Annotated in this window: 20 protein-coding genes; 13 read left to right on the top strand and 7 right to left on the bottom strand. The window is 72.5% G+C overall.

The genetic code is table 11. The features are described 5' to 3' along the window. Window positions 1-15: 15 nt before the first annotated feature. The 6 genes from dprE2 to BJ969_RS11275 all read left to right on the top strand — a co-directional run bounded on the left by dprE2 (window position 16) and on the right by BJ969_RS11275 (window position 8,924). Window positions 16-759, top strand: coding sequence for a decaprenylphospho-beta-D-erythro-pentofuranosid-2-ulose 2-reductase (gene dprE2 / locus BJ969_RS11300; RefSeq protein ID WP_184478896.1), 744 nt, complete (start codon window positions 16-18; stop codon window positions 757-759). Between the two features lie 189 nt (window positions 760-948). Then, complete coding sequence (locus BJ969_RS11295; protein WP_184478895.1) at window positions 949-1,341, top strand: DUF2237 family protein; 393 nt, start codon at window positions 949-951, stop codon at window positions 1,339-1,341. A 341-nt stretch (window positions 1,342-1,682) separates the two neighbouring features. Then, the gene (locus tag BJ969_RS11290; RefSeq protein WP_184478894.1) at window positions 1,683-4,391 is read left to right on the top strand and encodes a hypothetical protein; all 2,709 of its coding nucleotides are present in this window, start codon (window positions 1,683-1,685) and stop codon (window positions 4,389-4,391) included. Window positions 4,392-4,418: 27 nt separating this feature from the next. After that, window positions 4,419-5,654 carry a type VII secretion-associated serine protease mycosin gene (mycP, locus tag BJ969_RS11285; RefSeq protein WP_184478893.1) on the top strand — a complete coding sequence of 412 codons (1,236 nt, stop codon included), beginning with the start codon at window positions 4,419-4,421 and terminating at the stop codon, window positions 5,652-5,654. Between the two features lie 92 nt (window positions 5,655-5,746). After that, window positions 5,747-6,361: a TetR/AcrR family transcriptional regulator gene (locus tag BJ969_RS11280; RefSeq protein WP_184478892.1), complete on the top strand. Its 615-nt coding sequence runs from the start codon at window positions 5,747-5,749 to the stop codon at window positions 6,359-6,361. Window positions 6,362-6,839: 478 nt separating this feature from the next. Then, window positions 6,840-8,924: a diguanylate cyclase gene (locus BJ969_RS11275; protein WP_184478891.1), complete on the top strand. Its 2,085-nt coding sequence runs from the start codon at window positions 6,840-6,842 to the stop codon at window positions 8,922-8,924. A 264-nt stretch (window positions 8,925-9,188) separates the two neighbouring features. Here the strand turns inward: BJ969_RS11275 and BJ969_RS11270 are convergent, their stop codons facing one another. The 5 genes from BJ969_RS11270 to BJ969_RS11250 form a co-directional block, all read right to left on the bottom strand. After that, the gene (locus BJ969_RS11270) at window positions 9,189-9,848 is read right to left on the bottom strand and encodes a thiaminase II/PqqC family protein (RefSeq protein ID WP_184478890.1); all 660 of its coding nucleotides are present in this window, start codon (window positions 9,846-9,848) and stop codon (window positions 9,189-9,191) included. Window positions 9,849-9,987: 139 nt separating this feature from the next. After that, complete coding sequence (locus BJ969_RS11265) at window positions 9,988-10,614, bottom strand: acetoacetate decarboxylase family protein (protein WP_184478889.1); 627 nt, start codon at window positions 10,612-10,614, stop codon at window positions 9,988-9,990. A gap of 51 nt (window positions 10,615-10,665) precedes the next feature. Then, window positions 10,666-12,354, bottom strand: coding sequence for a GMC family oxidoreductase N-terminal domain-containing protein (locus BJ969_RS11260; protein WP_184478888.1), 1,689 nt, complete (start codon window positions 12,352-12,354; stop codon window positions 10,666-10,668). A gap of 145 nt (window positions 12,355-12,499) precedes the next feature. Further along, entirely contained in the window at window positions 12,500-13,972 is a 1,473-nt protein-coding gene (locus BJ969_RS11255) for a flavin-containing monooxygenase (protein WP_184478887.1), read from the bottom strand. 118 nt (window positions 13,973-14,090) lie between these two features. Then, complete coding sequence (locus BJ969_RS11250) at window positions 14,091-15,704, bottom strand: AMP-binding protein (protein ID WP_343071342.1); 1,614 nt, start codon at window positions 15,702-15,704, stop codon at window positions 14,091-14,093. A gap of 450 nt (window positions 15,705-16,154) precedes the next feature. On the opposite strand from BJ969_RS11250, the gene aroQ reads away from it, so the two are divergent. The 4 genes from aroQ (at window position 16,155) to BJ969_RS11230 (ending at window position 19,829) form a co-directional block, all read left to right on the top strand. After that, window positions 16,155-16,742: a gamma subclass chorismate mutase AroQ gene (aroQ, locus tag BJ969_RS11245; RefSeq protein WP_184478885.1), complete on the top strand. Its 588-nt coding sequence runs from the start codon at window positions 16,155-16,157 to the stop codon at window positions 16,740-16,742. Between the two features lie 160 nt (window positions 16,743-16,902). Continuing rightward, complete coding sequence (locus tag BJ969_RS11240; RefSeq protein WP_184478884.1) at window positions 16,903-17,658, top strand: SDR family oxidoreductase; 756 nt, start codon at window positions 16,903-16,905, stop codon at window positions 17,656-17,658. A 106-nt stretch (window positions 17,659-17,764) separates the two neighbouring features. Continuing rightward, the gene (locus BJ969_RS11235) at window positions 17,765-18,952 is read left to right on the top strand and encodes a low temperature requirement protein A (protein WP_343071341.1); all 1,188 of its coding nucleotides are present in this window, start codon (window positions 17,765-17,767) and stop codon (window positions 18,950-18,952) included. A 1-nt stretch (window position 18,953) separates the two neighbouring features. Further along, complete coding sequence (locus BJ969_RS11230; protein ID WP_184478883.1) at window positions 18,954-19,829, top strand: LysR substrate-binding domain-containing protein; 876 nt, start codon at window positions 18,954-18,956, stop codon at window positions 19,827-19,829. A 1-nt stretch (window position 19,830) separates the two neighbouring features. Here BJ969_RS11230 and cynS read toward each other — a convergent pair whose 3' ends face one another. Continuing rightward, window positions 19,831-20,274 (bottom strand): cyanase, encoded by a 444-nt coding sequence (cynS, locus tag BJ969_RS11225; RefSeq protein ID WP_184478882.1) that lies wholly within the window; start codon window positions 20,272-20,274, stop codon window positions 19,831-19,833. A gap of 201 nt (window positions 20,275-20,475) precedes the next feature. Between cynS and BJ969_RS11220 the strand changes: the two genes are divergently transcribed. From BJ969_RS11220 to BJ969_RS11210, 3 genes are read left to right on the top strand one after another with little or no spacing between them, the layout of a single operon-like run. Next, the gene (locus tag BJ969_RS11220) at window positions 20,476-22,869 is read left to right on the top strand and encodes an MGDG synthase family glycosyltransferase (RefSeq protein ID WP_184478881.1); all 2,394 of its coding nucleotides are present in this window, start codon (window positions 20,476-20,478) and stop codon (window positions 22,867-22,869) included. Further along, window positions 22,866-23,765 (top strand): DMT family transporter, encoded by a 900-nt coding sequence (locus BJ969_RS11215; RefSeq protein WP_184478880.1) that lies wholly within the window; start codon window positions 22,866-22,868, stop codon window positions 23,763-23,765. Before BJ969_RS11220 ends, BJ969_RS11215 begins: the two co-directional genes overlap by 4 nt. Before the next feature lie 7 nt (window positions 23,766-23,772). After that, on the top strand, window positions 23,773-24,486 hold the full coding sequence (locus BJ969_RS11210) for an SDR family NAD(P)-dependent oxidoreductase (RefSeq protein ID WP_184478879.1): 714 nt from the start codon (window positions 23,773-23,775) through the stop codon (window positions 24,484-24,486). 6 nt (window positions 24,487-24,492) lie between these two features. On the opposite strand, the gene BJ969_RS11205 is transcribed toward BJ969_RS11210, so the two are convergent. Beyond that, the gene (locus BJ969_RS11205; protein WP_221315781.1) at window positions 24,493-25,149 is read right to left on the bottom strand and encodes a VC0807 family protein; all 657 of its coding nucleotides are present in this window, start codon (window positions 25,147-25,149) and stop codon (window positions 24,493-24,495) included. Between the last annotated feature and the right edge of the window lie 38 nt (window positions 25,150-25,187).

The following is a 25,187-nucleotide window of genomic DNA, read 5'->3' as shown; positions in this document are numbered from 1 at the left end:
GCACACTGATCCGCGATGAGCTCAACGGTTCTGGTCCTCGGCGGCCGCAGCGAGATCGGTGTCGAACTGGCCGCCCGCCTGGTCGGCGACGGCGCCCGCACGGTGGTCCTGGCCGCCCGGCGCAGCAACGACCTCGACGAGCAGGAAGCACTGCTGCGCGAAGCCGGAGCCGCCGAGGTCGAGCGGGTGGAGTTCGACGCCGACGACCTCGGCACGCACCGGACGCTGCTCGACGACCTCACCGCCCGGCACGGGACGTTGGACGACGTGATCGTCTCCTTCGGCATCCTCGGTGATCAGGAACGCGCCGAGCACGACGCCGAGCACGCGGTGTCGATCGTGCACACCGACTACGTCGCGCACGTCTCGGTGCTCACGCACCTCGCGACCGTGCTGCGCGCGCAAGGCGCCGGGCGGCTGGTGGTGTTCTCCTCGGTGGCCGGGGTGCGGGTGCGGCGGGCGAACTACGTCTACGGGTCGGCGAAGGCCGGGCTCGACGGGTTCGCGGCGGGGCTCGCGGACGCGCTCGCCGGCAGCGGGGTGAGCCTGCTGGTGGTGCGGCCGGGCTTCGTCGTCGGACGGATGACCGAGGGCATGTCCCCCGCCCCGTTCTCCAGCACCCCCGGTCAGGTCGCCGATGCAGCGGTGCGGGCGCTGCGCCGGGGCCGCGTCGAGGTGTGGGTGCCGTTCGCGCTGCGGGTGCTGTTCGGGGTGCTGCGGTACGTGCCGCGCCCGATCTGGCGCCGGATGCCGCGCTAGGAATCGGGCACCGGGGGCGAAAACGCGCCACTGGACGGATACCGCCGTTCTCGCCACACTGGGAGCTCAGGTTTCGGGGCCTGAGGTCGCAGGGCGTCCAACCTCCGAGGGCGGTCGCCCTCCGGGGAGTTCGACCCGGCTCGGGCCCGCCCCCTACCGGCGTCCAGGTGTTGGAGTGAAGGTGCCCTCATGACGACCGATCGCAACGTTCTCGGTGGCGAACTGGAGCCTTGCGGCACCGAACCGCTCACCGGTTTCTACCGCGACGGCTGCTGCTCGACCGGACCGGAGGACGTCGGCGAGCACACGGTGTGCGCCGTGGTCTCCACCGAATTCCTCGTGCAGCAACAGGAGACGGGCAACGATCTGGTGACGCCCCGCCCGGAGTACGGCTTCGCGGGCCTGCAGCCCGGTGATCGCTGGTGCGTGTGCGCTTCTCGCTGGCTGGAGGCCTATTCGGCGGGGGCGGCTCCGCCGGTGCTGCTGGCCGCCACCCACGCGAAGGCGATCGAGGTGGTCCCGCTGAGCGCACTGCAGGAGCACGCCGTGGACGTGCCCGCAGATCCGAGCACGCTGACCTGATCGCCTGTCTTCGATCTCGGCTTGAGCAGCGGGCCGGGTAGCGCAACCTCAGCGACTTCCTCGCTGCGGGATCGAGTTCTCACGTAGCTCCGCCCGGGTACCGGCGAGGTCCGCGCGTACGCGTGCGATGATCCGGATCTCGCCGCCCACCCTCGTTGGGCCGGTCGCCCGACGCCGACACCGCCGGGTGAGGGAAACCCCTGCGAACATCGCCGGTGGCAGCGGAACGCGTTCCGCTCCTGTCGCCGGTCGATCAGACTGGGGCCGGTACGGCCGCGCCTTCGCGCGGGCACCGAAGCCCGCACCGGAGGGGCGGACTGCGCGCGGAACGAGAGCGGTTGATGTCAGCACCGGACTCCAGCACGACCGGGTCCCCCGGCTCGCCGAGCCTGTACGTCCAGGCCCAGGCGGGCAAAGCGGTGATCCGCAAGGTCGACGATCAGGACGAACGCGAACAGCGGTTCTTCGACACGGTCGCGCAACCGCCCGGTTCCGGTGTGGTGCTGGCCTCGGCCGCCGCGGTCACCGATCCGTCCTTCCTCGGTTCGCTGCACGAGGCCTTCCGCGGTGTGCTCGGCGGCGTGAACCGCGGGCCGCAGCCGCCGCAGGTGTGGGTCGCGGTGTCCGGTCTGCACCAGGCGGGTCCGCAGGGGTGGTCGCCCGCGCAGCGGCTGGCCGATGAGTTCCGCGTGGACGTGCTCGCTCCGGACGGGCCGCTGGCGCTGGTTCCGGGCGGGGCGATCTTCGCCGGTACCGGTGAGCACGCATGGCGGTTGTTCCGCACCGGCACCGTCGCGCAGCCCTTCGCGCTGCGGCTGCCGACGCCGCGCTGGGAGTCGGCGTTGCCGCGCGCGGCCAATTCGGTCTCCGGCCTGCTGGCCGAGCCGGTGCCCGCGGGCCTGCTGCTGCGGCCCGCGGAGAGCCCGCGCGCGCCCGACGCTGGCGTCGTCGTCCCGCAGTCCGCCCAGCGTCCTCGGGTGCTGCTGGCGCCGTCGGTCACTCCCGCGCAGGTCGCCGCCGCGGTCGGGCCGCTGCCGCCCGCGGTGCGCGGCAGCATGGAACTGATCCCGACCTCGGCGGACACCGCCGCGGCGGAGTGGATGCAGCAGCTGGCCCGGCTGCTCGGGCACGACGTGTTCGCCGCGACGGGCACGGTGCGCCGCGGCGAGGACGGGGTCGAACGCGCCGTCGCCCGCGCGGCCGACGGTGCGCAGTGGCAGCCGTTCCCGCTGCTGCTGCGGTATTCGGCCAGCGGTGCGCAGGTCGTCTCGGCCGCCGCCGCGCCGCGCGGCTGGGTGCCCGCAGGTCCGGCGCTGTACCGGTGGGGCGGCATGGCGCAGGCCAGTCCCGGACGGCCGGTGCCGGGTGAGCTGCAGGCGAAGGTGGTGCCTTCCGGCCTGGCCCTGGTCGAGGGGATGCAGGCCGGTGCGCCCGACCCCGCTGATCGGCTGGCCTTCGAACCCGACCGCATGACCCTGACGCTGGGCCGCCCGCACGTCGGACTGCCGCAGCAGGTTCCGCAGGTGCTGCACGCGCTGCTGGGCGGGTTGAGCCCGCAGCAGCGGGGCAGGTTGCGGCTGCTGGTGCTGGGTTTGACCGACGAGCCGCTGCGTGCCCAGCTGCGGACGGCCGCGGGCGAGCTCGCGCAGCGGCTGGAGTTCCCGACGCTGTCCGCCGCCGGTGGCGCCGTCGCCGCCGCGCCGCCCGGGGCCGCGCCCGCCGAGAACGCTCCGCAGCAGCCACCCTCCGACGGCGGCACGACGACGCCCGACGCGAGCACCCCGGCAGCGGACGCGGCGGCACCGGAACCGATCACCGCTCCCCCGCTCCCCGCGACGCGCCCGCGCACCGAGTCGCAAGGCCCGGCGCCGAACCTGCTCCGGCCCCGCCCGGTCGATCAGGAGACGGTGCGCGCGCCGGTGCTCGCCCCGCCGGACCAGCCCGCACCGGACGCTCCGGAGCAGCCGGCCAACGCCACGACCATGCGGATGCCGGTGGTGCCGAGCACCTCCCCGCAGGACGAGGGCAGCGCGCCTCCGGAGCCCGCCGCGACGCAGGACACCGTCATGCTGCGCATCGACGGAGACCAGGTCCGCGACGTGACGCCCGAGGCATCGGCCGAGCAGCCGCCCGCGCCGGTGCTGCGACTCGTCCCGGCGCCGCTGCCGGACGACCCGCTGCCCGCCGACCACCAGAGCACCGCGGAGGAACGCACCCGCTTCTCCCAGTGGGCGGGCGAGGCGTTCGACGATTCGCTGCCGTCCGTGAACACCGCGCTCGCGACCTTCCCGGCATTGCGCGAATCGGCGGGCGAGCCGGACTCCAAGGCGGACTTCGTGGCCGTGCACCTCTACATCGGGGGCGGGCCGTCGGGCGGGAACGCGATCAACCGGGCGTTGCGCGGTCCGGACGCCGCGGCGGTCCGGGACTACGCGGCCTGCCTGACCTCCGGGTTGCGCAGGTTGCCGGTGCACCGCGGCGCCTCGTTCCGCACCGCTCGGGTGCGCGACGGGCACTCTCCGCTGCCGGGCTACGAACCGGGCACGTTGCTCGACGAGCCCGCGTTCCTGAGCGGGACCTCCGCGAGCGACGTGACCGTGGAGGATCCGCACGTGGACGTGGTGATCTGGTCGCTGTCGGCGCGCCGCGTCGCCGCGATCGGCCAGGGCGCGCCGGACGAGGTGGTGTTCAGCGCGGCGACCCGGTTCAAGGTGCTCGCGGTGGATCGCCAGGACACCGAGCAGGACGGGAGCGGATCGGCCGCGCCGCCCGCGGTGCTGCTGCGCGAGCTGCGTCCCGGCGAGGCCCCGGCTCCCGGTGAGCTCACCGAGGCCGACGAGGCGGTGCTACCGAGGTTGCGCCGCGCGCTGCACCGCAGGCACGCGAATCCGCTGCGGGTGCTCACCGACGCCGACCACGTCGAGCGGTTCGGCGAACCGGTCGGCCTCGTACTGGGCGAGGTGCGCGGCGCCCCCGCGGCCTCCCGCGCGCCCACCGGCGCGGGCGCGGATCCGGTTGCGCCGCAACCGGTTTCGGCGGCCGCGCACTGACATCGATCGATGAGGCAGAACAGGACCATGCGAGCAAGCCGACCCGTCCTCGCCGCGCTGGGGGTGGCAGGGATGCTGCTGACCGCGGCCGCGCCCGCCGCCGCCGTGCCCGGCCCGCAGCTCCCCCGCACCCAGGCCACCGGCACCGACTGCCGCCCGCCGCCGGTGCGGACCGAGGTGGCGCGGCCGTGGGCGCAGCAGCTGATCGCGCCCGAACGCGCGTGGGAGCTGACCCGCGGGCAGGGCGTGCTCGTCGGCGTCATCGACTCCGGGGTGGACGCGTCGATCCCGCAGCTGGCCGGCGGCGTCCTCGTCGGGCACGACGTCTACTCCTCCGGCGGTGGGCCCGCGAACACCGACTGCCTCGGGCACGGCACGTTCGTGGCCGGGATCATCGCGGCGCGCCAGCAGCCCGGCGTCGGGTTCGCCGGGGTCGCCCCGGACGCGCAGGTGCTGCCGATCCGGGACACCCAGTCCACCGACGGCGGTTCCGCGCACACCATGGCCGAAGGCATCCGCACGGCGGTGAACTCGGGCGTGAAGGTCATCAACATCTCCGAGAGCACCTACTACGACGACCAGGAGCTGCGGAGCGCGATCGAATTCGCGCAGTCGCGGGACGTGCTGGTCGTGGCCGCGGTCGCCAACGGCGCCCAGGAGGGCAACCCGATCCCGTACCCGGCTTCGTACCCGGGCGTGCTGGCGGTCGGCGCGGTGGATTCCAGCGGCGCGCGGGCGAACTTCTCGCAGACCGGCGACTTCGTCGCCCTCGTCGCCCCCGGCGTGGACGTGATGAGCCTCGGGCCGGGCGGCCCGGGGCATTGGCAGGACAGCGGCACGAGCTTCGCGACGCCGTTCGTCACCGGGACCGCGGCGCTGGTCCGCTCCTACCACCCGGAACTGACCGCGGAGCAGGTCAAGTACCGGTTGCAGGCGACGGCGACCCGGCCAGGCGTCACGGTCCCGGACCCGCAGATGGGCTGGGGCACGGTGAACCCGTACTCGGCGGTGACCGCGGTGCTGCCCGAGGAGGGCGGCGCCGCCGCGGGAGGCACTCCCGCCGGACGCGCGGCGCACCCGGACATCCCGGTGGACAACCCGGTGCCGATGCGGGTGGTGACGTTGAGCATCGCCGGGCTGGTGCTGGTGGTGATCGCCGCCGTGATCGGCACCCGGCTCGGCCCGGTCGGACATCAGCGGCGGTGGCGCAGGCGCCGGGTGGTGAAGGTGGTCGACGGACCGCAGGAGTCCGCGCCGGAGTGACCGTTCACCGGGTCGCAGGGCACGGCGCCGTTGGGCTCGCCGCGCCGGATCGGCACACTGTGCGGACGTAGCGGATCGAGGGAGGGATTCCGATGCGAGCCGACCAGCCGGCCTGCGACCCGCCGTGCACCGAGCGCGCGGCGCACGTCGAACGCGCCGACGCCGCGCGCAACCGCAGGCGGATCATGGACGCCGCGCAGGGCATGGTGCGCAGGCACGGCGTGGAGTCCTTGTCGATGGAGGACGTGGCCCAGTCCGCGGGGGTCGGCGTCGGCACCGTCTACCGGCGGTTCGGGGACCGCGCGGGGCTGGCCTACGCGCTGCTCGACGAGCGGGAGCGGGAGTTCCAGGAGGCGTTCCTCAGCGGGCCCGCGCCGTTAGGTCCGGGTGCGGCGCCCGCCGAGCGGATCCGGGCGTTCCTGGACGCGCTGCTCGACCGGGTCGACGAGCAGTCGGCGCTGCTGCTGGTCGCCGAGACCAACAGCGCGCATGCCCGCCACCTCAGCGGCGCTTACGGGGCGCATCGCGCGCACTTGGCGGAACTGCTGCGTTCGGCCCGGCCGGAGGGGGACGCGCAGGTGTGGGCCGACGCGTTGCTGGCGCCGTTCGCCTCGGTGCTGATCACCTACCAGCAGGAGGTCGCGGGCATGTCGCTGGAACGGATCCGCGCGGGGCTGGACGACCTGATCACCTCACTGCTGCGCTGAGCGGCGCACTCGCCGCTCGTTCTTGTTCCACTGTGGATGGCATTGGCCCCGGCTCCTCGCCGGTCCGCGCCCGGATTCGCGCCGTCGGCCCGATTCCCCTGATCCGCGAGCGCATCCGCAGTGATCCACATCATCGGGCGAGCGGACCTCGGCCACTAGGAGGCCGTGCAGAACGATCTTTTGAACTTTGCCTTGTCAGCGGCGGAGTCGCTGAGCAGTGACCAGCCAGAGCAAACCGACCGCCGGCGGGTTCTCAGCGGCTTCCTCGCGAGGACAGCGATTTCGCCGTGTAGGGCTGCTACATCAGAAAACGATCCCGCAGCGAGGAAGCCGCTGAGGTTCCGCTGAGCAACCAGCTACGAAGGTCGTTCTGAAAGAACCACTAGGGTGGATGCCGATCTTCGGCGGATCGGGCTCTTACGCATGGCATCGACCACCGCTCGACCGCTACGGTCGTGTCCCCAGTGGAAAGGCTTCGATGATCAGCTCGGTTCGGCGGACGTTCGGCGGCCTCGTCTGGCCGGTCTACTTGGTGGTCTGCGCGCTGGTGGCCGTCGCCTACTTCGCCATCCCGGAGAACGACGCCACGAACCCGCTGCGGATCGTGCTCTACTGCGGCATCAGCGCCTCCGCGGTGCCCGCCCTGCTGTACGGACTGCGCGTTCACCGGCCGCGCTGGCGCCTGCCGTGGCTGCTGATCGCCAGCAGCCAAGCCGTGTACTTCCTCGCCGACACCAGCTTCTACACGGCGCACTACCTGCTGGGCATCACCACGTTCCCGTTCGTCGCCGACGTCCTCTACCTGGCGCACTACCCGCTGATCGTCACCGGGGTGCTGCTGCTGATCAGAGCGCGTTCGCCGCGGCGCGACCTGCTGAGCCTCATCGACGCGACGGTGCTGGGCGTGGCGGCGGCCCTGCTGTCCTGGCTGTACCTGATCAAGCCGTTGACCAGCGGGACCGAGTCCGGACTGACCACGGCGGCCTACGTGGCCTACCCGGTGCTGGACCTGGCGCTGCTGGCGGTGGGGTTGCGGCTGCTGCTCGACCCCGGTCCGCGCCCGCCGTCGTTCTTCCTGCTGGTGGGCAACCTGCTGGCGTTCCTCGGCGCCGATTCGATCTACGTGCTGCAGCGGATCGACGGCAGCTACTTCGCCGGGAACTTCCTGGACGCGCTGTGGCTCGCGGGCAACATCGCCCTCGGCACCGCCGGACTGCACCCGACGATGGCCGCGCTGACCCAGACGGGGCCGGGCCGGGAGCTGAACCTGAGCCCGCTGCGGGTGACGATGCTGGCCGCCGCCTCGCTCATCGCGCCCGGCATCCTGGTGCTGGAGAACGCCCGGGTCTCCGACGGCTACGTGAACGCGATCGCGGTGGCCTGCGCGGTGCTGTTCCTGCTCACCCTGGGCAGGCTGGTGGTGATGGTCTCCGAGCAGCGCAGGCTCGCGGTGACGGACTCGCTGACCGGGCTGCACACGCGGCGGTACTTCGAGATGGAACTGCCGAAGGCCCTGGGGCGCGCGAGCCGGGCCCGCACGCGGCTCGCCGTGTTCATCGTGGACGTCGACCACTTCAAGTCCATCAACGACCGCTACGGGCACCCGGTGGGCGACCGCGTGCTCGTGGAGATCTCGAACCGGCTGCGCGAGGTCGTGCGCGAAGGCGACGTGCTGGCCCGCTACGGCGGCGAGGAATTCGCGCTGCTGAGCACGGACGTGGCCGACGAGGACGTGCCGGCGATCGCCGAACGGCTCCGGCTGGCGGTCGCGCGGGAACCGGTCGTCGTCGAGCGCGCGGAGTGGATCGCGGTCACCACCTCGGTCGGGGCGGCGCGGGCGACCGGTCAGGAGGACGATCCGATGCAGATCGTGGCCGCCGCCGACCGCGCGCTGTACGCGGCGAAGGCCGAAGGCCGCGACCGGATCTCGGTGGGCGAGCGCCCGGTCGCCGTGACCGCGGTGGACCACACCGCGGCGCTCGGCTACCTGCACTCGGTCAGCGACCAGGTCGACCACTACTTGTCCTCGCACTCGCACGGTCGCGCCGTCGGGTCCTACGCGCGGGTCGTGTGCCGGGCGATGGGCGGCGACGCCGCGACCGTGCACAACACCGAACTCGCCGGGCGCCTGCACGACGTCGGCAAGATCGTCATCCCGGAGTCGGTGCTGAGCAAACCCGCCGCGCTCGACGAGGCGGAGTGGGCGTTGCTGCGCCAGCACCCCGATCACGGCTACCACCTGCTGCGGTCGGTGCCGGACCTGCACGAGATCGCCGAGATCGTGCGCCAGCACCACGAGCGCTGGGACGGCAAGGGCTACCCGTTGGGACTGGCCGCGGCGACGATCCGGTTCGAGGCGCGGATCATCTCGGTCTGCGACGCGTGGGCGACGATGCTCGCCGACCGGCCCTACCGGCGCACCCTCACCGTCGACGAGGCGCTGCAGGAACTGCGCGACGGCCGCGGCACGCAGTTCGACCCGGCCGTCGTGGACGCCTTCCTGCGCCTGCACGCCGACGGCGAGATCCACCGGCTACCACCACTGCTCCCGGCCAAGAGCTGACGAACCAGCCGCCGACCACCTGTCTTGACATCGACTTCCCAGGTGAGCGGCGCTGTCGGTCGTTGTCTTGTCAGCGGCGAAGCAGCTGAGCAGTGACCAGCCAGAGCACAACGACCACCCGCGGGTTCTCAGCGGTTTCCTCACGAGGACAGCTTCTTCCCTCGTGGCGGAGCCACTCGGGAAAAAGATCCCGCAGCGAGAAGAACGCTGAGGTTCCGCCACCCGACCCCTACGCAGGCCAAGATCAAAGATCGAGCCCCATCGCTACATCTCGTCAGGAAGCGTGTTCCAGAACATGAGCTCGTAGTCCTGGAACAGGCCCGCGTACTGGCGGGCGAGCGCCTCGGTGGTGGTACCCGCGTCGAGCCCCGCCTGCACCGCGGCCTCGGCCTGCTCGTCGGCGCCGGGCACGGGAGTGCCGAACAGGTCGAAGAACTCGCAGTCCGAATCGGACAGTCCGTACCGGGTGCGCAGCGCTCGGGCGACCTCGGCGCAATACGCGCCGAACGCGGCGAAGTTGGACACGATCGCCACCGCCGCGTCGCCGGGGTCGGCGTGCAGCGCCAGCCACGACATGTACGCCGGATACGCCTGGCACCCGGCCTTCGGGCGGTAGTCGGCGACGTCCTGCTCGCTCCAGCCCAGCGCGGCGGAGAGCTTCGGCAGCGCTTCGAGCGCGGCCCCCTCGCCCTGGGCGAGACCCGCGAAGAACTCGCGGGTGGGGCGGTCGGCGGCGCGCGCGGACAGGGTCAGGAAGCTGCGCCAGTCGCACGGCACGATGCGGGATTCCTCGGCGGCCAGCGCGCCCAGCACCGACCGGGGGGCGGTGCCCTCCTGCACGAGCGGCACCAGTCGATTCTCCCCTTCGCGGGGGGCGAGTTCGTGATGAATCGAGTCGAGCAGTGCGCGTGCGGAACCAGTCATGACCTAGATGGTCGCACGACCGGGCCCGGAACGGGCGTCGTGGCCGAGTTCGCCACAACGCCCGATTCCGGCTCACACCAACGGAAAACGGGATTTTTCCGGCGCCCGGAGCTGCTGGTGCCGGCGCCGTCGCGGGACCCTACCGGGCGCCTTCGGAGCCGAACCGCATCGCGAAGTCGTTGAGCGCCAGGCTCGCCACCGGCCGCCGTCCGCCCAGCCAGCCCAACGGACCGTCCGGCTCGAATCGCCACGACGAGGTGCACCAGACGACGCTGGACGATCCGCTGACCGGCGTCTGCTGGAACCCGTTGAGGTCCTGGGCGATGCGGTAGGCGAACGGCCAGGCCCCGGGCAGCGACGCGACGCGGCTGAACCCGGCGGAGGCGATGCCACCGGCCGCGAACGACGTCACCCGCGAGAAGCGGGACTCACCGGTGCTGGAGCGCAGCTGGAACTCGGCCTGCCGCTTGGGAATGCCCCACAGCTCCCGGCCGCCCTGCTCGGAATCGGCGCTGTCGACCCAGATGTGGCTGATGTGCACCCGCGGCGTCAACCGGTCGTGCACCAGCACCGCGGTGAGCAGCTCGTTGTACTCCATGACGCTGCCCTGGCCGTAGACCACCCAGGCGGTGCCGACGAACCCGGACCCGCCGACGAGGATCGGCGGCGTCTCCACCGGAGTGCCCGGCAGCTCCGCGTCGGGCAGCCGCCACAGCGACAGATGCAGGCTGCCGCGCAGCTCCCAGGGTTCGGGCGGATAGGGCATCGGTGCTCCTCTTCATGGGTGTCCTGGTCCGGTCCCCACCGGAACAGGCTGTCAGACCGGTGTCACCGGCAGCCGCAGCGCGCCGGGTGCCGCCTCGGGGACGACGGGGCCGACCGGCCGGCTCGGGGTGATCCGCTGGTAGGGCTCGCCGAGTTCGGGGCGGCGGTCCGGTTCGCCCTTGTTCGGCCACAGCGCCATCGCGCGCTCGGCCTGCGCGGTGATGGTCAGCGACGGGTTCACCCCGAGGTTCGCCGAGATCGTCGAACCGTCCACGACGTGCAGCCCGGGGTGGCCGTAGAGCCGGTGGTAGGCGTCGACCACGCCGTGCTCGGCGTCCGAACCGATCGCGCAGCCACCGATGAAGTGCCCCGTGATCGGCACGTTCGCCAGGTCCGCCCAGCTGCCCGCGGGCACTCCGTCGATCTTGTCCGCCAGCGAGCGCGCCGCCGCGTGCCCGGAGGGGATCCACGTCGGGTTCGGCTCCCCCGCGCCTTGCTCGCTGCTGAGCTTGCGGCCGAACAACCCGCGCTTGGTCCGCAGCGTCAGGGAGTTGTCCACCGCTTGCATGACCAGCAGCACGATCGTCTGCTGCGACCAGCGGCGCGGGTTGTGCAGCGTCGGCAGGTCCCGCCAGTTGCGCAACATGCGCCGCAGCCCCAGCAGCAACCGGTTCCGGCCCGGCTTCGGGTCGACCAGCGTCGCCTCCAGCAGTGCCAGCAGGTTGCTGCCCTTGCCGTAGCGCACCGGCTCGATGTGGGTCGTCGAATCCGGGTGGATGGAGGACGTGATGGTGACGCCCTCGCTGTAGTCCTGCTCGTCGCCGCGGGCGCGGGCGGCGAGGATCTGCTCGGAGTTGGTGCGGCTGAGCACCCCGAGCCGGGGCGAGATCCGCGGCAGTACCGACTCGTCGCGCATCTTGTGCAGCAACTTCTGGGTTCCCAGCGCGGAAGCGGAGAACACCACCTCGGCGGCGGTGAACGTGCGGCGCTGCTTGCGGATCCGCCGCCCGGTGCGCACGGTGTCGACGGCGTAGCCGCCGTCGGGCAGCGGGCGCACCGCGGTCACCGTGGTCATCGGGTGCACCGCCGCGCCCGCGCTCTCCGCCAGGTGAAGGTAGTTCTTCGCCACCGTGTTCTTCGCGTTGTGCCGGCAGCCGGTCATGCATTCACCGCAGTGCAGGCAGCCCTTGCGCTCCGGTCCGGCGCCGCCGAAGAACGGGTCGGGCACCGTCTCCCCCGGCTCGCCGAAGTACACGCCGACCTGGGCGCGGTGGTAGGTCCCGGCGATGCCCAGGTCTTCGGCGACCTCGCGCATCGCGCGGTCCGAGGGCGTGTCGCGCGGGTTCTCCGTCACGCCCAGCATCCGCTTGGCCTGGTCGTAGTACGGGGCGAGCTCGTCCTTCCAGTCGGTGATCCCGGCCCACTGCTGGTGGGCGTAGAACTCCGCGGGCGGCTCGTAGAGCGTGTTCGCGTAGACCAGCGATCCGCCGCCGACCCCCGCTCCGCTGAGGATCAGCACGTCCTTGAGCAGGCTGAACCGGAAGATCCCGTAGCAGCCCAGCGCCGGGATGTAGAGGTAGTCCCGCAGCCGCCACGACGTCTTCGGGAAGTCCGCGTCGGTGAACCGCTTGCCCGCTTCCAGCACTCCGACGCGGTAGCCCTTCTCCGTGAGCCGCAGCGCGGAGACTCCGCCGCCGAAACCGGAGCCGATGACGAGCACGTCGTAATCGTGGCCGGGCATGCACACCTCGCAGGGATCCGGGCCGGCGTCGGCCCGCTCGAATTGTCAGCTCTTGATGATCTTGCAGGACGAGTCGCGTGACCGTACCGGGAGCGGGAATCGCCGCGACGGCGGGTGATCACCGCGGCCGCGCCGCGTCGGGCGATCATGTCGTGGACGGCGCGAGCACCTGGTAGTCGGACAGGTCGGGGCAGCGGGTGCGGCGGCGGTACTCGGTCATCGAACCCGGCCAGTTCGTGCTGATCCGGCCGCTCTCGTCGCGGTACCAGCTCTGGCAGGAGGTGAACACGCTGTCGCGCAGCCGCTGCTGGATCTCGCGGTCGAAGCGCTCCGCCGCCTCCGGGCGCACCTCCAGCGCGGCGCCGGGACGCCGCGCGAGCCTGCGCACCAGGCGCACCACGTACTTGGCCTGGCTCTCCAGCATGTGCACGACGGAACCGGAACCGAGGTTGGTGTTCGGGCCGTACATCACGAACATGTTCGGGAACCGCGGCACCGCCATGCCCAGGTAGGCGCGGGCGCCCTGCTCCCACACCTCGTCGAGCCGGGTGCCGCCGACACCGCGCACCGCCATCGAGGACAGGAAGTTGCTCGCGTCGAACCCCGTTCCGAAGATCACCACGTCGGCCGGGTGCTCGGTGCCGTCCGCGGTGCGCAGGCCCTGCGGCGTGACCCGCTCGATGCGGCTGGTCTCCGCCCGCACGCCCGGCCGGTTGAACGCCGGGTAGTACTCGCTGGAGAACAGCACCCGCTTGCACCCGATCGGATGGTCCGGGGCGAGGTCGTCGCTCACCTGCTCGGCCCGCAGCTGGGTGGACCGGTGCCAGCCCGCGACGAGCGAGAACACCTTGCCGATGGGCTGCGCCGTCGTCAGGCCGCGACCGGCGGCCTCGAAGAAGCTCCACAGGCCGAACCGCGCCAGCGACTGCGCGCCGGGCACGTTGCGGAACACGAACCGGTGCCAGGGCCGGTAGGCGCGGTCGGGCCGCGGCACGACGTGCGGCGCGGAACGCTGGAACACCGTCAGCTCCCGCACCCGGCCCGCGATGGCGGGCACGAACTGCACCGCGCTCGCCCCGGTTCCGATCACCGCGACCCGCTTGTCGCGCAGGTCCACCTGGTGGTCCCAGCGGGCCGAGTGGAACATCGGGCCCGCGAAGTCGCCCATGCCCGGCAGCTCCGGGATGAGCGGTTCGCTGAGCTGGCCCACCGCGGGCACCAGCACGTCGGCCTCGACGACCTCGCCCGAACCGGTGCGCAGCCGCCAGCGCCGGGATCTCTCGTCGTAGTCGGCCGCCTCGATGGCCGTGTTCAACCGCAGGTGCCGGGTCAGCCGGTGCTGTTCGACGCAGCGGCGCAGGTATTGCAGGATCTCCGGCTGCTCGGCGAACCGGCGCCGCCACGTGGGTTCCGGCACGAACGAGTAGGAGTACAGGTGCGAGGGAACGTCGCAGGCCGCGCCCGGGTAGGTGTTGTCGCGCCACACCCCGCCGACGCCGGGAGCGCGCTCGAAGATCGTGAAGGAGGTGTGCCCGGCGCGCTTGAGCTGAGCGGCCACCGCGATGCCCGCGAACCCGCTGCCGATGATGGCGACATGCGGTTGGCGGATCGGCGACATGGATGCTCCTCGTGTTCGTGCGCTGCGGACACGATCACGTTAAGCCGGGTTCGCTCGTCCGGTCTGACGCCGACGGTCAGATCATTGACAGTTTCGGACACTGCGGTGCGCTGCGGGTTCAGCGCGGTTCGGCGAGGGCGCGGCGCAGGATCTTGCCGGTGGGGTTGCGCGGCACCGAGCGCACCAGTTCGACCTCGCGGGGGACCTTGTGCCGCGCCATCCGGGCGCGGACGAACTCGACGATCTCCTGCGGGTGCAGCTCGGCTCCGGGGATGGGCACCACGTAGGCGTGCAGGCGTTGGCCGAACTCCGCGTCGGCGATGCCGAGCACCGCGACGTCCTTGACGGCGTGGTGGGTGGCGATCACGTGCTCGACTTCGGCGGGGAACACGTTCTCCCCACCCGAGATGATCATGTCGTCGGCTCGGCCGTCCACGAACAGCAGGCCGGAGTCGTCGAGGTGGCCGAGGTCCCCGGTGTCGACGAGCCCGTCGATCTGCGGCCGGCCGGCGCTGCTGGTGTACCCGGTGAACATCAGCGGCCCGCCCGCGAAGATCCGCCCCACCGCGCCGGGCCGGGTGATGCGCCGGTTCTCCGCGTCGTAGAGCCGCACGGCGCACCCGCGCGGGCTGCGCCCCACCGTTCCTGGGGCCCGGCGCAGCTCTCGCGGCGTCGCGACCGCGGCGACCGCCGCCTCCGTGGAGCCGTACAGGTTGTAGAGCACCTCACCGATCAGCTCGGCGGCGTCCTGCACCAGTTCCGGCGCCAGCACCGAACCCGACACCACCACCACGCGCAACGTCGACGTGGTCGCGCGCAGGAAGTCCTCGTCCAGGTCGAGCAGCCGCTGCAGCACCGTCGGCACCAGCACCAGCGCGGTGCACCCGTGCTCGTGCACCGCGCGGGCCACCTGCTCGGCGTCGAACCTGCGCCGCACCACGACGGTGCTGCCGAGTCCGAACGCCAGCGTCAGCTGCGAGTAGCCGATGGCGTGGAACAGCGGGGACGCGATGAAGGTGGCTTCGCCGGAGCGCAGCGGGATCCGGTCCAGGAACTCGGCGGCGCTCAACGCCGACCGCACCTCGCGGCGAGCGCCTTTCGGGCGGCCGGTGGTGCCGCTGGTCAGCAGCACCACACCGCCCGGACGGCGCGGCTGCGGCACCACCGGGTCGGGTTCCGGCGCCCGCCGGGCCTCCTCGAGCAGGTCCTCCAGCGTCGTGCCGCGCCGCGCGCCGGCGGCGGGCCAGGCCTGGAAGCACGGCAGCCGCAGCCGCGCCTCGGCCACCAGCGGCTGGAACTCGGCGTCGACCACCAGCGCCGCGGCCCGCTCGTGGGCGAGCACTTCGGTCAGTTCCGGCGCGGCGAACCCGGTGTTGACCAGCACCGCGTGCGCGCCGAGCTTGCCGCAGGCCAGCAGGCTCAGCACCAGCCAGCGGTGATCCCGGCACAGCACGGCGATCGTGTGCTCGGCCTCGAATCCCCTGTCCCGCAACGAGATCGCCAGCCGGTCCGATGCGCGGTCCAGCTCGGCGTAGGTCATGCCGCCGCGCTCGTCGATGAGCCCGACGGCGTCCGGCCGGGTGCGGGACACGTGCCGCAGGGCGCCCACCAGCGGCCCCCACGCGCGCACGTCGGCGAGTCCGCGCAGCGCCTGGCCCGGCGCGGCGGGCGAGGCCATGCCTGCTCGCGCCAGCACTCGCATTCCGCGCGCGCCGTGGACGGTTCTGCGCACCGCTCCCGCACGGTCGCTTCGGCCTTCCTTCGCCATGAACGCTCCCTCGCCGGTTCTGCGGATCTCCGCCGGACTGATCCGACCACTTTTCGACGTCGGCGCCGAGCACGTCAAGCGAGCTGAGCCGCGGCCGGATTTCTTTGTCACGCGGGTGATAAAGATCCGCCCTCCGGTTACGCCGACAGGAGCAGTGGCGCACTCCGTTGCGCCGCACCTCGACTGTCCATTTCGGATCAACGACGGTGATCGCATCGCCTTCCTGCACGTCGGACCCGACGTCGGTCCGCGTTCGCGCTCGTGCGCTTTCGTCCACATCGGATACACAGTGGATCGCGCGGCGCGGAATCCGTGCCACGACCGGTCGTGCGTCCGACACGCCGGGGCGTGTCCGCTTCTGACCTCCGCCTTCGGCACGGCAGACTCCTCCGCACCCGACCACGAGGAGCGGACATGAACCTGCGATCGACCACGATCACCGCCGCCGTGCTGAGCGCGCTGAGCGCGATCACCGCCCCGGCCGCGCTCAGCGCCCCCGAGCCCGCCGCGGAATCGCGGGCCCGGCTCGCCCCGCTGGTCGACCTCGCCGCGCAACGGCTGCTGCTCGCCGACGAGGTCGCCGCCGCCAAGTACGGCACCGGCACCCCCATCGAGGATCCGCGGCGCGAGCAGGAGGTCCTCGACACCGTCGCCGACCTGTCCTCCGCGTCCGGACTGGACCCGGCCGTCGGAATCCGGTTCTTCCGGGACCAGATCGAGGCGGGCAAGGACGTCCAGCGCGGACTGCACGAGCGCTGGGACGAGCACCCGGAACTGCGTCCGGCGCACCGGCCCGACCTCGGTGCGCAGGTGCGTCCGCGACTCGACCGGATCAGCGCCGAGGCGGTGCGCGAACTGCGCGCGACAGAACCCGTGCGCTCCCCCACGACCCACTGCCGGGCGGACCTGGCCGTCGCCGTGCTCGGAACCGTCGTCGAACACCGCCTCGACGACCTGCACGGCGAGGAGCTCGGGGACGCGCTGAGCAGCGTCTGCAGCTGACCCCGCACGCGCGGCGACCTGGACTTATCAACCGACCTTGTCGGGCTACCCGACGTTCGCGTTTCCCCTGTTCGCCCATCCTGCCTAACGTCGTCGGCACAGGGGCGAACCCGTGCTGCGAACGGGGTATCGCCGGCCGACCGATCAACAGGAGGGCGAGATGGCAGCGCACACGCTCGACGGCAAGGTCGCGGTGGTCGCCGGAGGCGGCAAGAACCTCGGCGGCCTGATCAGCACCAAACTCGCCGAGGCGGGTGCCAAGGTCGTGGTCCACCACCACTCCGACACCTCCAAGGCCGACGCCGAGCAGACCGCCGAGGCGATCCGGGCCGCGGGTTCCGCCGCGGTCACGGTGCAGGGCGACCTCACCCAGGTCGACGACGTGCGGCGGCTGTTCGACGTGGCGGTCGACGAGTTCGGCGGGGTCGACGTCGCGGTCAACACCACCGGCATGGTGCTGCGCAAGCCGATCGTCGAGACCTCCGAGGAGGAGTACGACCGGATGTTCGCGATCAACGCGAAGGCCGCGTACTTCTTCCTGCAGGAGGCCGGTCGCCGGATCAACGACAACGGCAAGATCATCAACCTGGTGACGGCGCTGCTGGCGGCGTTCACCGACGGCTACTCCACCTACGCGGGCGGCAAGGCGCCGCTGGAGCACTTCACCCGCGCCGCCTCCAAGGAGTTCGCCGACCGCGGCATCTCGGTGAACAACATCGCGCCGGGCCCGATGGACACCCCGTTCTTCTACCCGCAGGAGACCCCCGAGCGGGTGGAGTTCCACAAGTCCCAGGGCCTCGGCAACCAGCTCACCAAGATCGAGGACATCGAGCCGCTGGTGCGCTTCCTCGCTACCGAGGGCTGGTGGATCACCGGGCAGACGATCTTCGCGAACGGCGGCTACACCACCCGCTGATCGGACCACCCGAGAGGGTGACGCAGGATCGTGGGGCGGCCGGAGCGGGGGGTCGGCCGCCCCACGGGCACGGGGAGCGTGCTCCGGACACGCCAGGAGAGGGAACGTGACTGAACGAGGAATCGCCGACTGGCACACGGTCATGCGCGCGCGGGACCCGCGCGAGGGGCACCGTGCGGCGACGCCGCTGGAGCTGCTGTTCGACCTGTGCTTCGTGGTGGCCGTGTCGCAGGCCGCCACCCAGTGGCACCACGCCCTCAGCGAAGGGCACGCGGGGGCCGGGCTGGCCGGCTACCTGATGGTGTTCTTCGCGATCTGGTGGGCGTGGATGAACTTCACCTGGTTCGCCTCGGCCTACGACACCGACGACGTCCCGTACCGGCTGCTGACGCTGCTGCAGATGGCCGGAGTGCTGGTGCTCGCCGCGGGCGTTCCGGCCGCGTTCACCGAGTACGACTTCACCGTGATCACGATCGGCTACGTCGTGATGCGGGTGGCGATGATCGGGCAGTGGTTGCGCGCGGCGGCCGAGCACGCGCAGGGACGCCGCACCGCGCTGCGCTACGCCACCGGGATCGCCGTGGTCCAGCTCGGCTGGATCGCCCGGCTCGCGCTCCCGCAGCCCTGGGGGCTCATCGGATTCGTCGCGCTGGCGGTCGCCGAGATGCTCGTGCCCATCTGGGCGGAGTACCGCGGCGAGGCCACCAGCTGGCACCCGGAGCACATCGCCGAGCGGTACGGCCTGCTGACCATCATCGTGCTCGGCGAAGTCATCCTCGCCACGCTGGCCGGCGTGCAGGACGCGATCTCCGAGCACGGCCTGTCCCCGTCCGTCCTGATGGTGATCCTCGGCGGGCTCGTCCTCGTGTTCTCCCTGTGGTGGATCTACTTCACCGGCGCCGAGACCACCTTCGCGTCGTTGCGGACCGCGCTGATCTGGGGATACGGCCATTACTTGATCTTCGCCTCGATCGCCGCGGTCGGGTCCGGGCTGCACACCGCGCTCAACATCGCCGAGCACACCGCGCACACCTCGGTCCACGCGGACGCGTTCGCCCTCGCCGTCCCGGTCGGGCTGTTCCTGCTGGTCCTGCTGTTGCTGCACCGGATGACCGGCACCGGCGCCGTCGGCAGGCCGATCATCATCGCCGCCGGTGCCGTGCTGGTCCTCGTGCTGGCCGCAACCAGCGACGCCCTCGGCATCGGTCCCGCCGTGCTGGCGATCGGGCTGGCCACCACAGCCACGCTCGCGGCGGAACTCGTGAGCACCGCGCGCTCGGCGTCGAGGTCCTGACGTGGGCCTGGACCTGCGCAAGCTGGAGCACCTGGTCGCCGTCGCCGAAGAGGGCGGGTTCACCCGCGCGGCGGCCAGGCTGCACCTCTCGCAGCAGGCGCTGAGCACCTCCGTGCGCAGCCTCGAACGCGAGGTCGGCGTCCCCCTGCTGCGCCGGGACGCCGGCGGCGTCACGGCACTGCCCGCGGGGCAGGCGCTCATCGACGACGCCCGTGTCCTGCACGGCGTCGCCCGCTCGGCGCTGCAGCGGGCGCGCCGCATCGGGCGGGGTGGCACCGAAGTCCTGCGCATCGGCCACACCCCGGCGGTGACCAGCGACGAGGTCACCGCGCTCGTGCACACGGCGCTGGCCGACCTGCCCGGTCTGCACACCGACGTGCACCAGCACTACCCGCCGCGGCTGGCCGAAGACCTGATCGGCGGCGACATCGACCTCGGCCTGTGCCGGGGCATGCGGCCCGAGCGCGGGCTGACGCGCACCACCCTCACCCAGGACCGGCTGGCCGTCGCCGTGGCCGCCGACCACCACCTCGCCGGGCGCGACCACGTGCGGCTGGCCGAGCTGGCCGGGGAACGGCTCGTCGTCTGGGGCGACCCCGGCCGGTCCGGCTACACCGATCTGCTGCTGGCGCACTGCCGCCAGGCCGGGTTCGAACCGGACTACGTGCGCAACCCGATCCAGGGCACTCCGCCGGTCACCGCCGTCATCGCCACGAACCACGTCGCGCTGGTCACCGCACCGCCCGGACCGGCCGCGGGCGGGCGCACCCAGGTCGTCGAGCTGCGCCCCGCGGTGTTCGCCCCGCTGCACGCGCTGTGGCCCGCGCACACCACCGGCGAGGTCCGCGACGCGTTCCTCGCCGCCACCGGCGGCTAGCTCACCACTCGTAGGGCAGGAACTTCCCGTCCAGCGTCACGACCACGCGGTCACCCTTCGGATCCGGCGCGCGGCGCACGTCGAGCCGGAAGTTGATCGCGCTCATGATGCCGTCGCCGAACTCCTCGTGGATCAGCTCCTTGAGCGTCGGCCCGTACACCTGCAGCACCTCGTAGAACCGGTACGTCGTGGGATCGGTGGGCACCGCCGCGTCCAGCGCTCCCCTGGTGGGTTGCAGCCGCAGCGCGTGCAGCACGTCCGGGCCGAGCTCCAGCAGCTCCACCGCCGCCCGCGCCTCCCGCTCCGGCATCGGGTGCTGGCCCAGCAGCGCCGAGGTCGTCCACGCCACCGGCCTGCCCACCGCCTCCGCCAGCTGCGCCCACGTCACCCCCAGCTCGGTCTTCTTCTCCCGGACCTTGGCCGCCGCTTCCTGCTTGCCGGTCATGCGCGCTCCTCCGTCCCGTCCGGTCGACCGGGCCGTCGACCAGTCCGCCCACCATCGTGACCGCGGCACAGCGCCGGGCAATCCGGCGGACACCGCCCCTTCCCGAGACGAGCTCACCAGCCGCATCCGCTCATCAAGCCGAGCCCCGGCGGCGCGGTTAGCCTCCGGAACGACGAGCCGTCCTCGGAAGGAGCTCGCCTCGTGACTCAGCCGCCACGCCGCCTCCTGCTGGTCAGCGCCACCATCGGCGAAGGGCACAACGCCACCGCGCGAGCCGTGGAGGAGGCCGCCCGCGCCCGCTGGCCGGAGTGCTCGGTGACCTGGGTGGACGCGCTGGAGCTGATGGGTTCCTGGGTGCCGCGGACCTTCCAGCGGATCTACGTGACCAACGTCGAATCCACCCCGTGGCTCTACGACTTCTTCTACGCCGCGCTGTGGCGGCAGCGGTGGTTCGCCGACGGCTGCCGCCGCTTCGTCGGGTCCTGGTGCGGACGGCGGCTGCGCCCGCTGCTGGCGGCGCGCCGCCCGAACCTGATCGTCTCGACGTACCCGCTGGGCACCGCCGGTCTGGACTGGCTGCGCGGGCGAGGTCAGCTCGACGTGCCGATCGCGGCGGTGATCTCCGATTTCGCCCCGCACCCGTTCTGGGTGTACTCCCGGATCGACCTGCACTACGTGATGAGCGAGAACGGGCTGCGCGCCGCGCACCGCGCGCAACCCCGCTCGGTGCACGCCGTCAGCGCCCCTCCGGTCGAGACCCGGTTCCACCCCCGCGACAAGGCCGCCGCGCGCCGCGACTGCGGGCTGCCCGCCGAGGGCCGGGTGCTGCTGATCTCCTGCGGGTCGCTGGGTTTCGGTTCCGTCGAGCGCGCCGCCGAGGCCGCGCTGCGCACCGGGATCGACCGCGTCGTGGTGCTGTGCGGGCACAACGACGCGCTGCTGCGGCGGCTGCGCCACCGCGCCGACCAGGACGCTCGCCTGGTTCCGCTGAGCTGGGTGCGCGACGTGCCCGCGTACACGGCCGCCGCCGACGTCGTGGTGACGAATGCGGGCGGCGCGACCGCGCTGGAAGCGCTCGCGTGCGGTCGCCCGGTGCTGATGGTGGAACCCATCGCCGGGCACGGCCGCGCCAACGCGCTGCTGATGGCCGAAGCGGGACTGGCCGAGCTGTGCGAGGACGCGGGCGCGCTGACCAAGACCGTGCACCGGCTGCTCGCCGAACCGGCCGAGTTGCGCGCCGCCGAGCAGCGCGTGCTCGACCACCTCGCCGCCACCGGCCGGTTCGCGGACCAGGTAGCCGAACTCGCGCACCTGCGGGTGCCGTCCCAGCCCCGGCGGTTGCGCGCCCAGGACGCGTTCTTCGTGCACGCCGACTCGGCCGAAGTGCCCCAGCAGACCGGTGCCGTCCTGTCGCTGAGCTCCACGGACCGGGCCATGACGACCGCCGACTGGATCGACCACCTCGGCGGCCTGATCAGCAGCAGAGCACCGGACCTGCCGATGCTGCACCACCGGCTGAGCACGCCCCACGGCCACCGCCCGTGCTGGGTGCCGGTCCGGGAGATCTCCGTGCCCGACCACCTGAGCCACCACGAGCTGCGCACCGGCGACCCCCGCGAACGCGACGAGGTCGAGCGCGACTTCTTCACGACCCCGCTGCGCCGGGACCGGCCGCCCTGGTCGGCGAAGCTCGTCCGCGAACCCGGCACGGAACGGGTGACGATCCTGATCAAGATGCACCACGCGCTGGGCGACGGACTGGCGATGACCTCTTCGCTGCTCCGCCTCGTCTCCGACGTCCCACCGGAGCCGCCCGCTCCCGCGGCACCGGTCCCGTCGGGGCCGCGCAGGGCCGCGATCGTGCTGCGCGGCCTGCTCAGCCTCGCCGCCACGAGTGCCGCACCCGCCGCGACCGCGCCGAGGAACAGCACTTCCGCGCGCCGGTTCGCGTGGCTGGAGCTGCCCGCCGACGAAGTGCGCGACTGCGCGAGCGCCCACCGGGTCACCCGCAGCGCGCTGCTGCTGGCGGTGCTGGCGGAGGCGCTGCACCGGCTCGACGAGAACAACGCGGTGCAGCGGTCGTTGCGCGCGATGGTGCCGCGCAGCACCGGCGAGAGCGACGACGACTTCGGCAACCACGCGGCCGGGGTGGCCGTCGACCTGCCGCTGGGCCCGATGGCACCGCGGCGCCGGCTCAACGAGGTCGCGGCCCGGCTCGGCCGCTCCCAAGCGCACGGCCGTCCGCAGGCCGCCGCGGCCGTGCTGCGCGCGCTCGCCGCGCTGCCCGCGCCGTTGCACGCCCGCGCGGTGCGGGCCGCGTACCGCGCGCGGTTCTTCCAGGCGCTCGTCTCCATCATGCCGGGCCGGGTCGAACCGGCGTCGATCGCGGGGGCGTCGCTGCACACCGCGCACCCGGTGCTGCCGCTGGCCGACGGCGTGGGCCTGGCCGTCGGAATGCTGCACTGGGCGGAGCGCACCGGCATCGGCATCACCACCGATCCGGGCCTGTTCGCCGACGTGGACAAGCTCGCCGACCACCTGCGCGACGCGTTCACCGCGTTGCGCGAAGCCGAGCCGGCAGGCGTCGACTCGTGAGTTCGACGGGCACGACGCTGGTCGTGGCGGTGCCCGCCGCGGTGCTCGGCGCGGCCGGGTTCGGCCTGGCCAGCGCGGTGCAGCAGCGGGCGACCAAGCAGGTGCCCACCAGCCGCACACTGGACCCCCGGCTGCTGTGGGACCTGGTCCGCAAGCCGATCTGGTTGCTGAGCATCGGGACCGTCCTGGCGGGCTTGGCGCTGCAGATGGTGGCGCTCGCGTTCGGCCCGCTCGTGCTGGTCCAGCCGCTGCTGGTGACCTCGGTGCTGTTCGGGGCGGTGTTCGCGGCCGGCATGGCGCACCGCAGGCTCGACCGGGTGCTGGTGCTGGGCGCGTTGGCGGTGATGGCGGGGTTGGCGCTGTTCCTGCTGCTGGCACGGCCCGCCGGGGAGGGCACCGGGTTCACGGCGACGACCGACGTGCGACCGCTGGCCGTGCTGCTCGCGGTAGTCGTGCTGGCATGCGTGCTGACCGCGCACCGGTTCCCCGGCGAGGTGCGGGTGCTGGCGCTGGCGCTGGCCACAGGAGTGCTCTACGGCGTCACCGCGGGGCTGATCAAGGTGGTCGCCGAGCAGCTCCGCCACGGCGGCATCGCCGAACCGTTCGTGCACCCCACCCTCTACGTCGTGTGCGCGCTGGGGCCGGTGGGGTTCCTGCTGAGCCAGAACACCTTCCAGCAGGGCAAGTTCATCTCCCCCGCCTTGGCGGTGATCACCGCGGTCGATCCGCTGGTGGGCATGGCGATCGGGGTGAGCTGGCTCGGCGAGCGCGTCGAGACCTCCCCGCCCGCGCTGGCGGGCCAAGCCCTCGCCGCGGTCGCGCTGATGGCGGGGATCTGGGTGCTGACCCACCGCGGCGAGCACCTGCGGCGGGTCGCGGAGATGCGCGCCGGATGAGGCCCCGATGACGTGGCGCAGCGCCCTGGTGACCGGCGGTTCCTCCGGCATCGGTGCCGCGCTCGCGCTGGAGCTGGGCTCGATGGGGTGCGAGCCGGTGCTGGTGGGGCGGGACGCCGGACGGCTCGCCGCCGTGGCACGGCGCAGTAGCGGCCGGGCGCTGGTGGCCGATCTGACCGATCCGGCCGGGCTGGACCGGGTGGCCGCGGCCGCCGCCGAAACCGACCTGTTGATCAACAACGCCGGGCTGGGTTGCGCGGCGCCGCTCTCGGCGATGCCGGACGGGCTGGTGGACGAGCTGGTCGCGCTCAACCTCACCGCGCCGTTGCAGCTGACTCGCGCGGCGCTGCCCGGGTTGGCGCGGCGCGGCGGTCAGGTCGGTTTCGTCTCGTCCATCGCCGTGGTGGGCGTGCGGCAGGAGGCGGTGTACGCGGCGACGAAGGCGGGGTTGCGCGCCTTCGCCGCGAGCGTCGCCCACGAAGGCGTGCCGGTCACGACCGTGTTCCCCGGCGTGGTGGACACCCGGTTCTTCGACCGGCGCGGTGCCTACACCCGCCGCCGCCCGCGTCCGGTGCCGCCGGAGCGGGTCGCGCACGTGCTGCTGCGCGCGCTGGCGGAGGGGACCGCGGAGGTGTTCGTGCCGAGCTGGCTGGGCCTCGCCGCCCGCGCTCAGGGCGCGCTGCCGGCGACGTTCCACCGGCTCGCGCGCCGCTTCGGCTGAGGCGGGTCAGGCGGTCGCGCGGCGGGCGAACCGCAGCGTGATGCCCTCACCGTGCAGTTCCCGGCGCAGCCACCAGATGGAGGCGACCGCCGCGACCGCGACCAGGCTGAACGAGCCCGCGGTGCTGGCCAGCAGGAAGTGCCCGATGGTCGCCTGCGCCAGGGCCCACAGCGTGGTGAACCCGTTGATCGTGAACACCAGGGCCCACAGCAGCGACACCCGGCGGAAGAAGAGCTGCACCCTGGCGTTGCCGATCAGCGACGGCGGCAGGATGCAGAAGTCGTCGGCGAGCTTCGCGATGAGCGTCCGCTCGAACAGCAGCGACCCGAGGAACAGCAGCGCTACCAGGAAGTTCTGCAGGCTGGGTTCAAGGAAGTACAGGAACGAGCTGTTCGTCACGAACCCCACGACGGTGCGGACCACCAGCACCCCGGTGGTCAACATCAGCACCAACGGCACCTGCACGCGCAGCGCCAACCGGACCGCGACGGCCCCCAGCCCCCAGACCAGCGCGGCGATGAGACCGCCGGTCAGGCCGGTGAAGGTGAACAGGACGTAGAACAGCACGAGCGGTGCGATGACCGTCTCGCCCAGGTGCTTGGCGGCGTGCCACAGGTGCGATGGGAGCGCGTCGAGGTGCACGACCTGCGATGGCTTCTGCATTCGTATCGGTGTCCGTCGTCGGGGGCGGGAACCCAATC

It is taken from the genome of Saccharopolyspora gloriosae (genome assembly GCF_014203325.1).
Classification (GTDB): domain Bacteria; phylum Actinomycetota; class Actinomycetes; order Mycobacteriales; family Pseudonocardiaceae; genus Saccharopolyspora_C; species Saccharopolyspora_C gloriosae.
The sequence above is the reverse complement of the archived record's forward strand: the minus strand, read 5'-3'. Positions and strand labels throughout refer to the sequence as shown.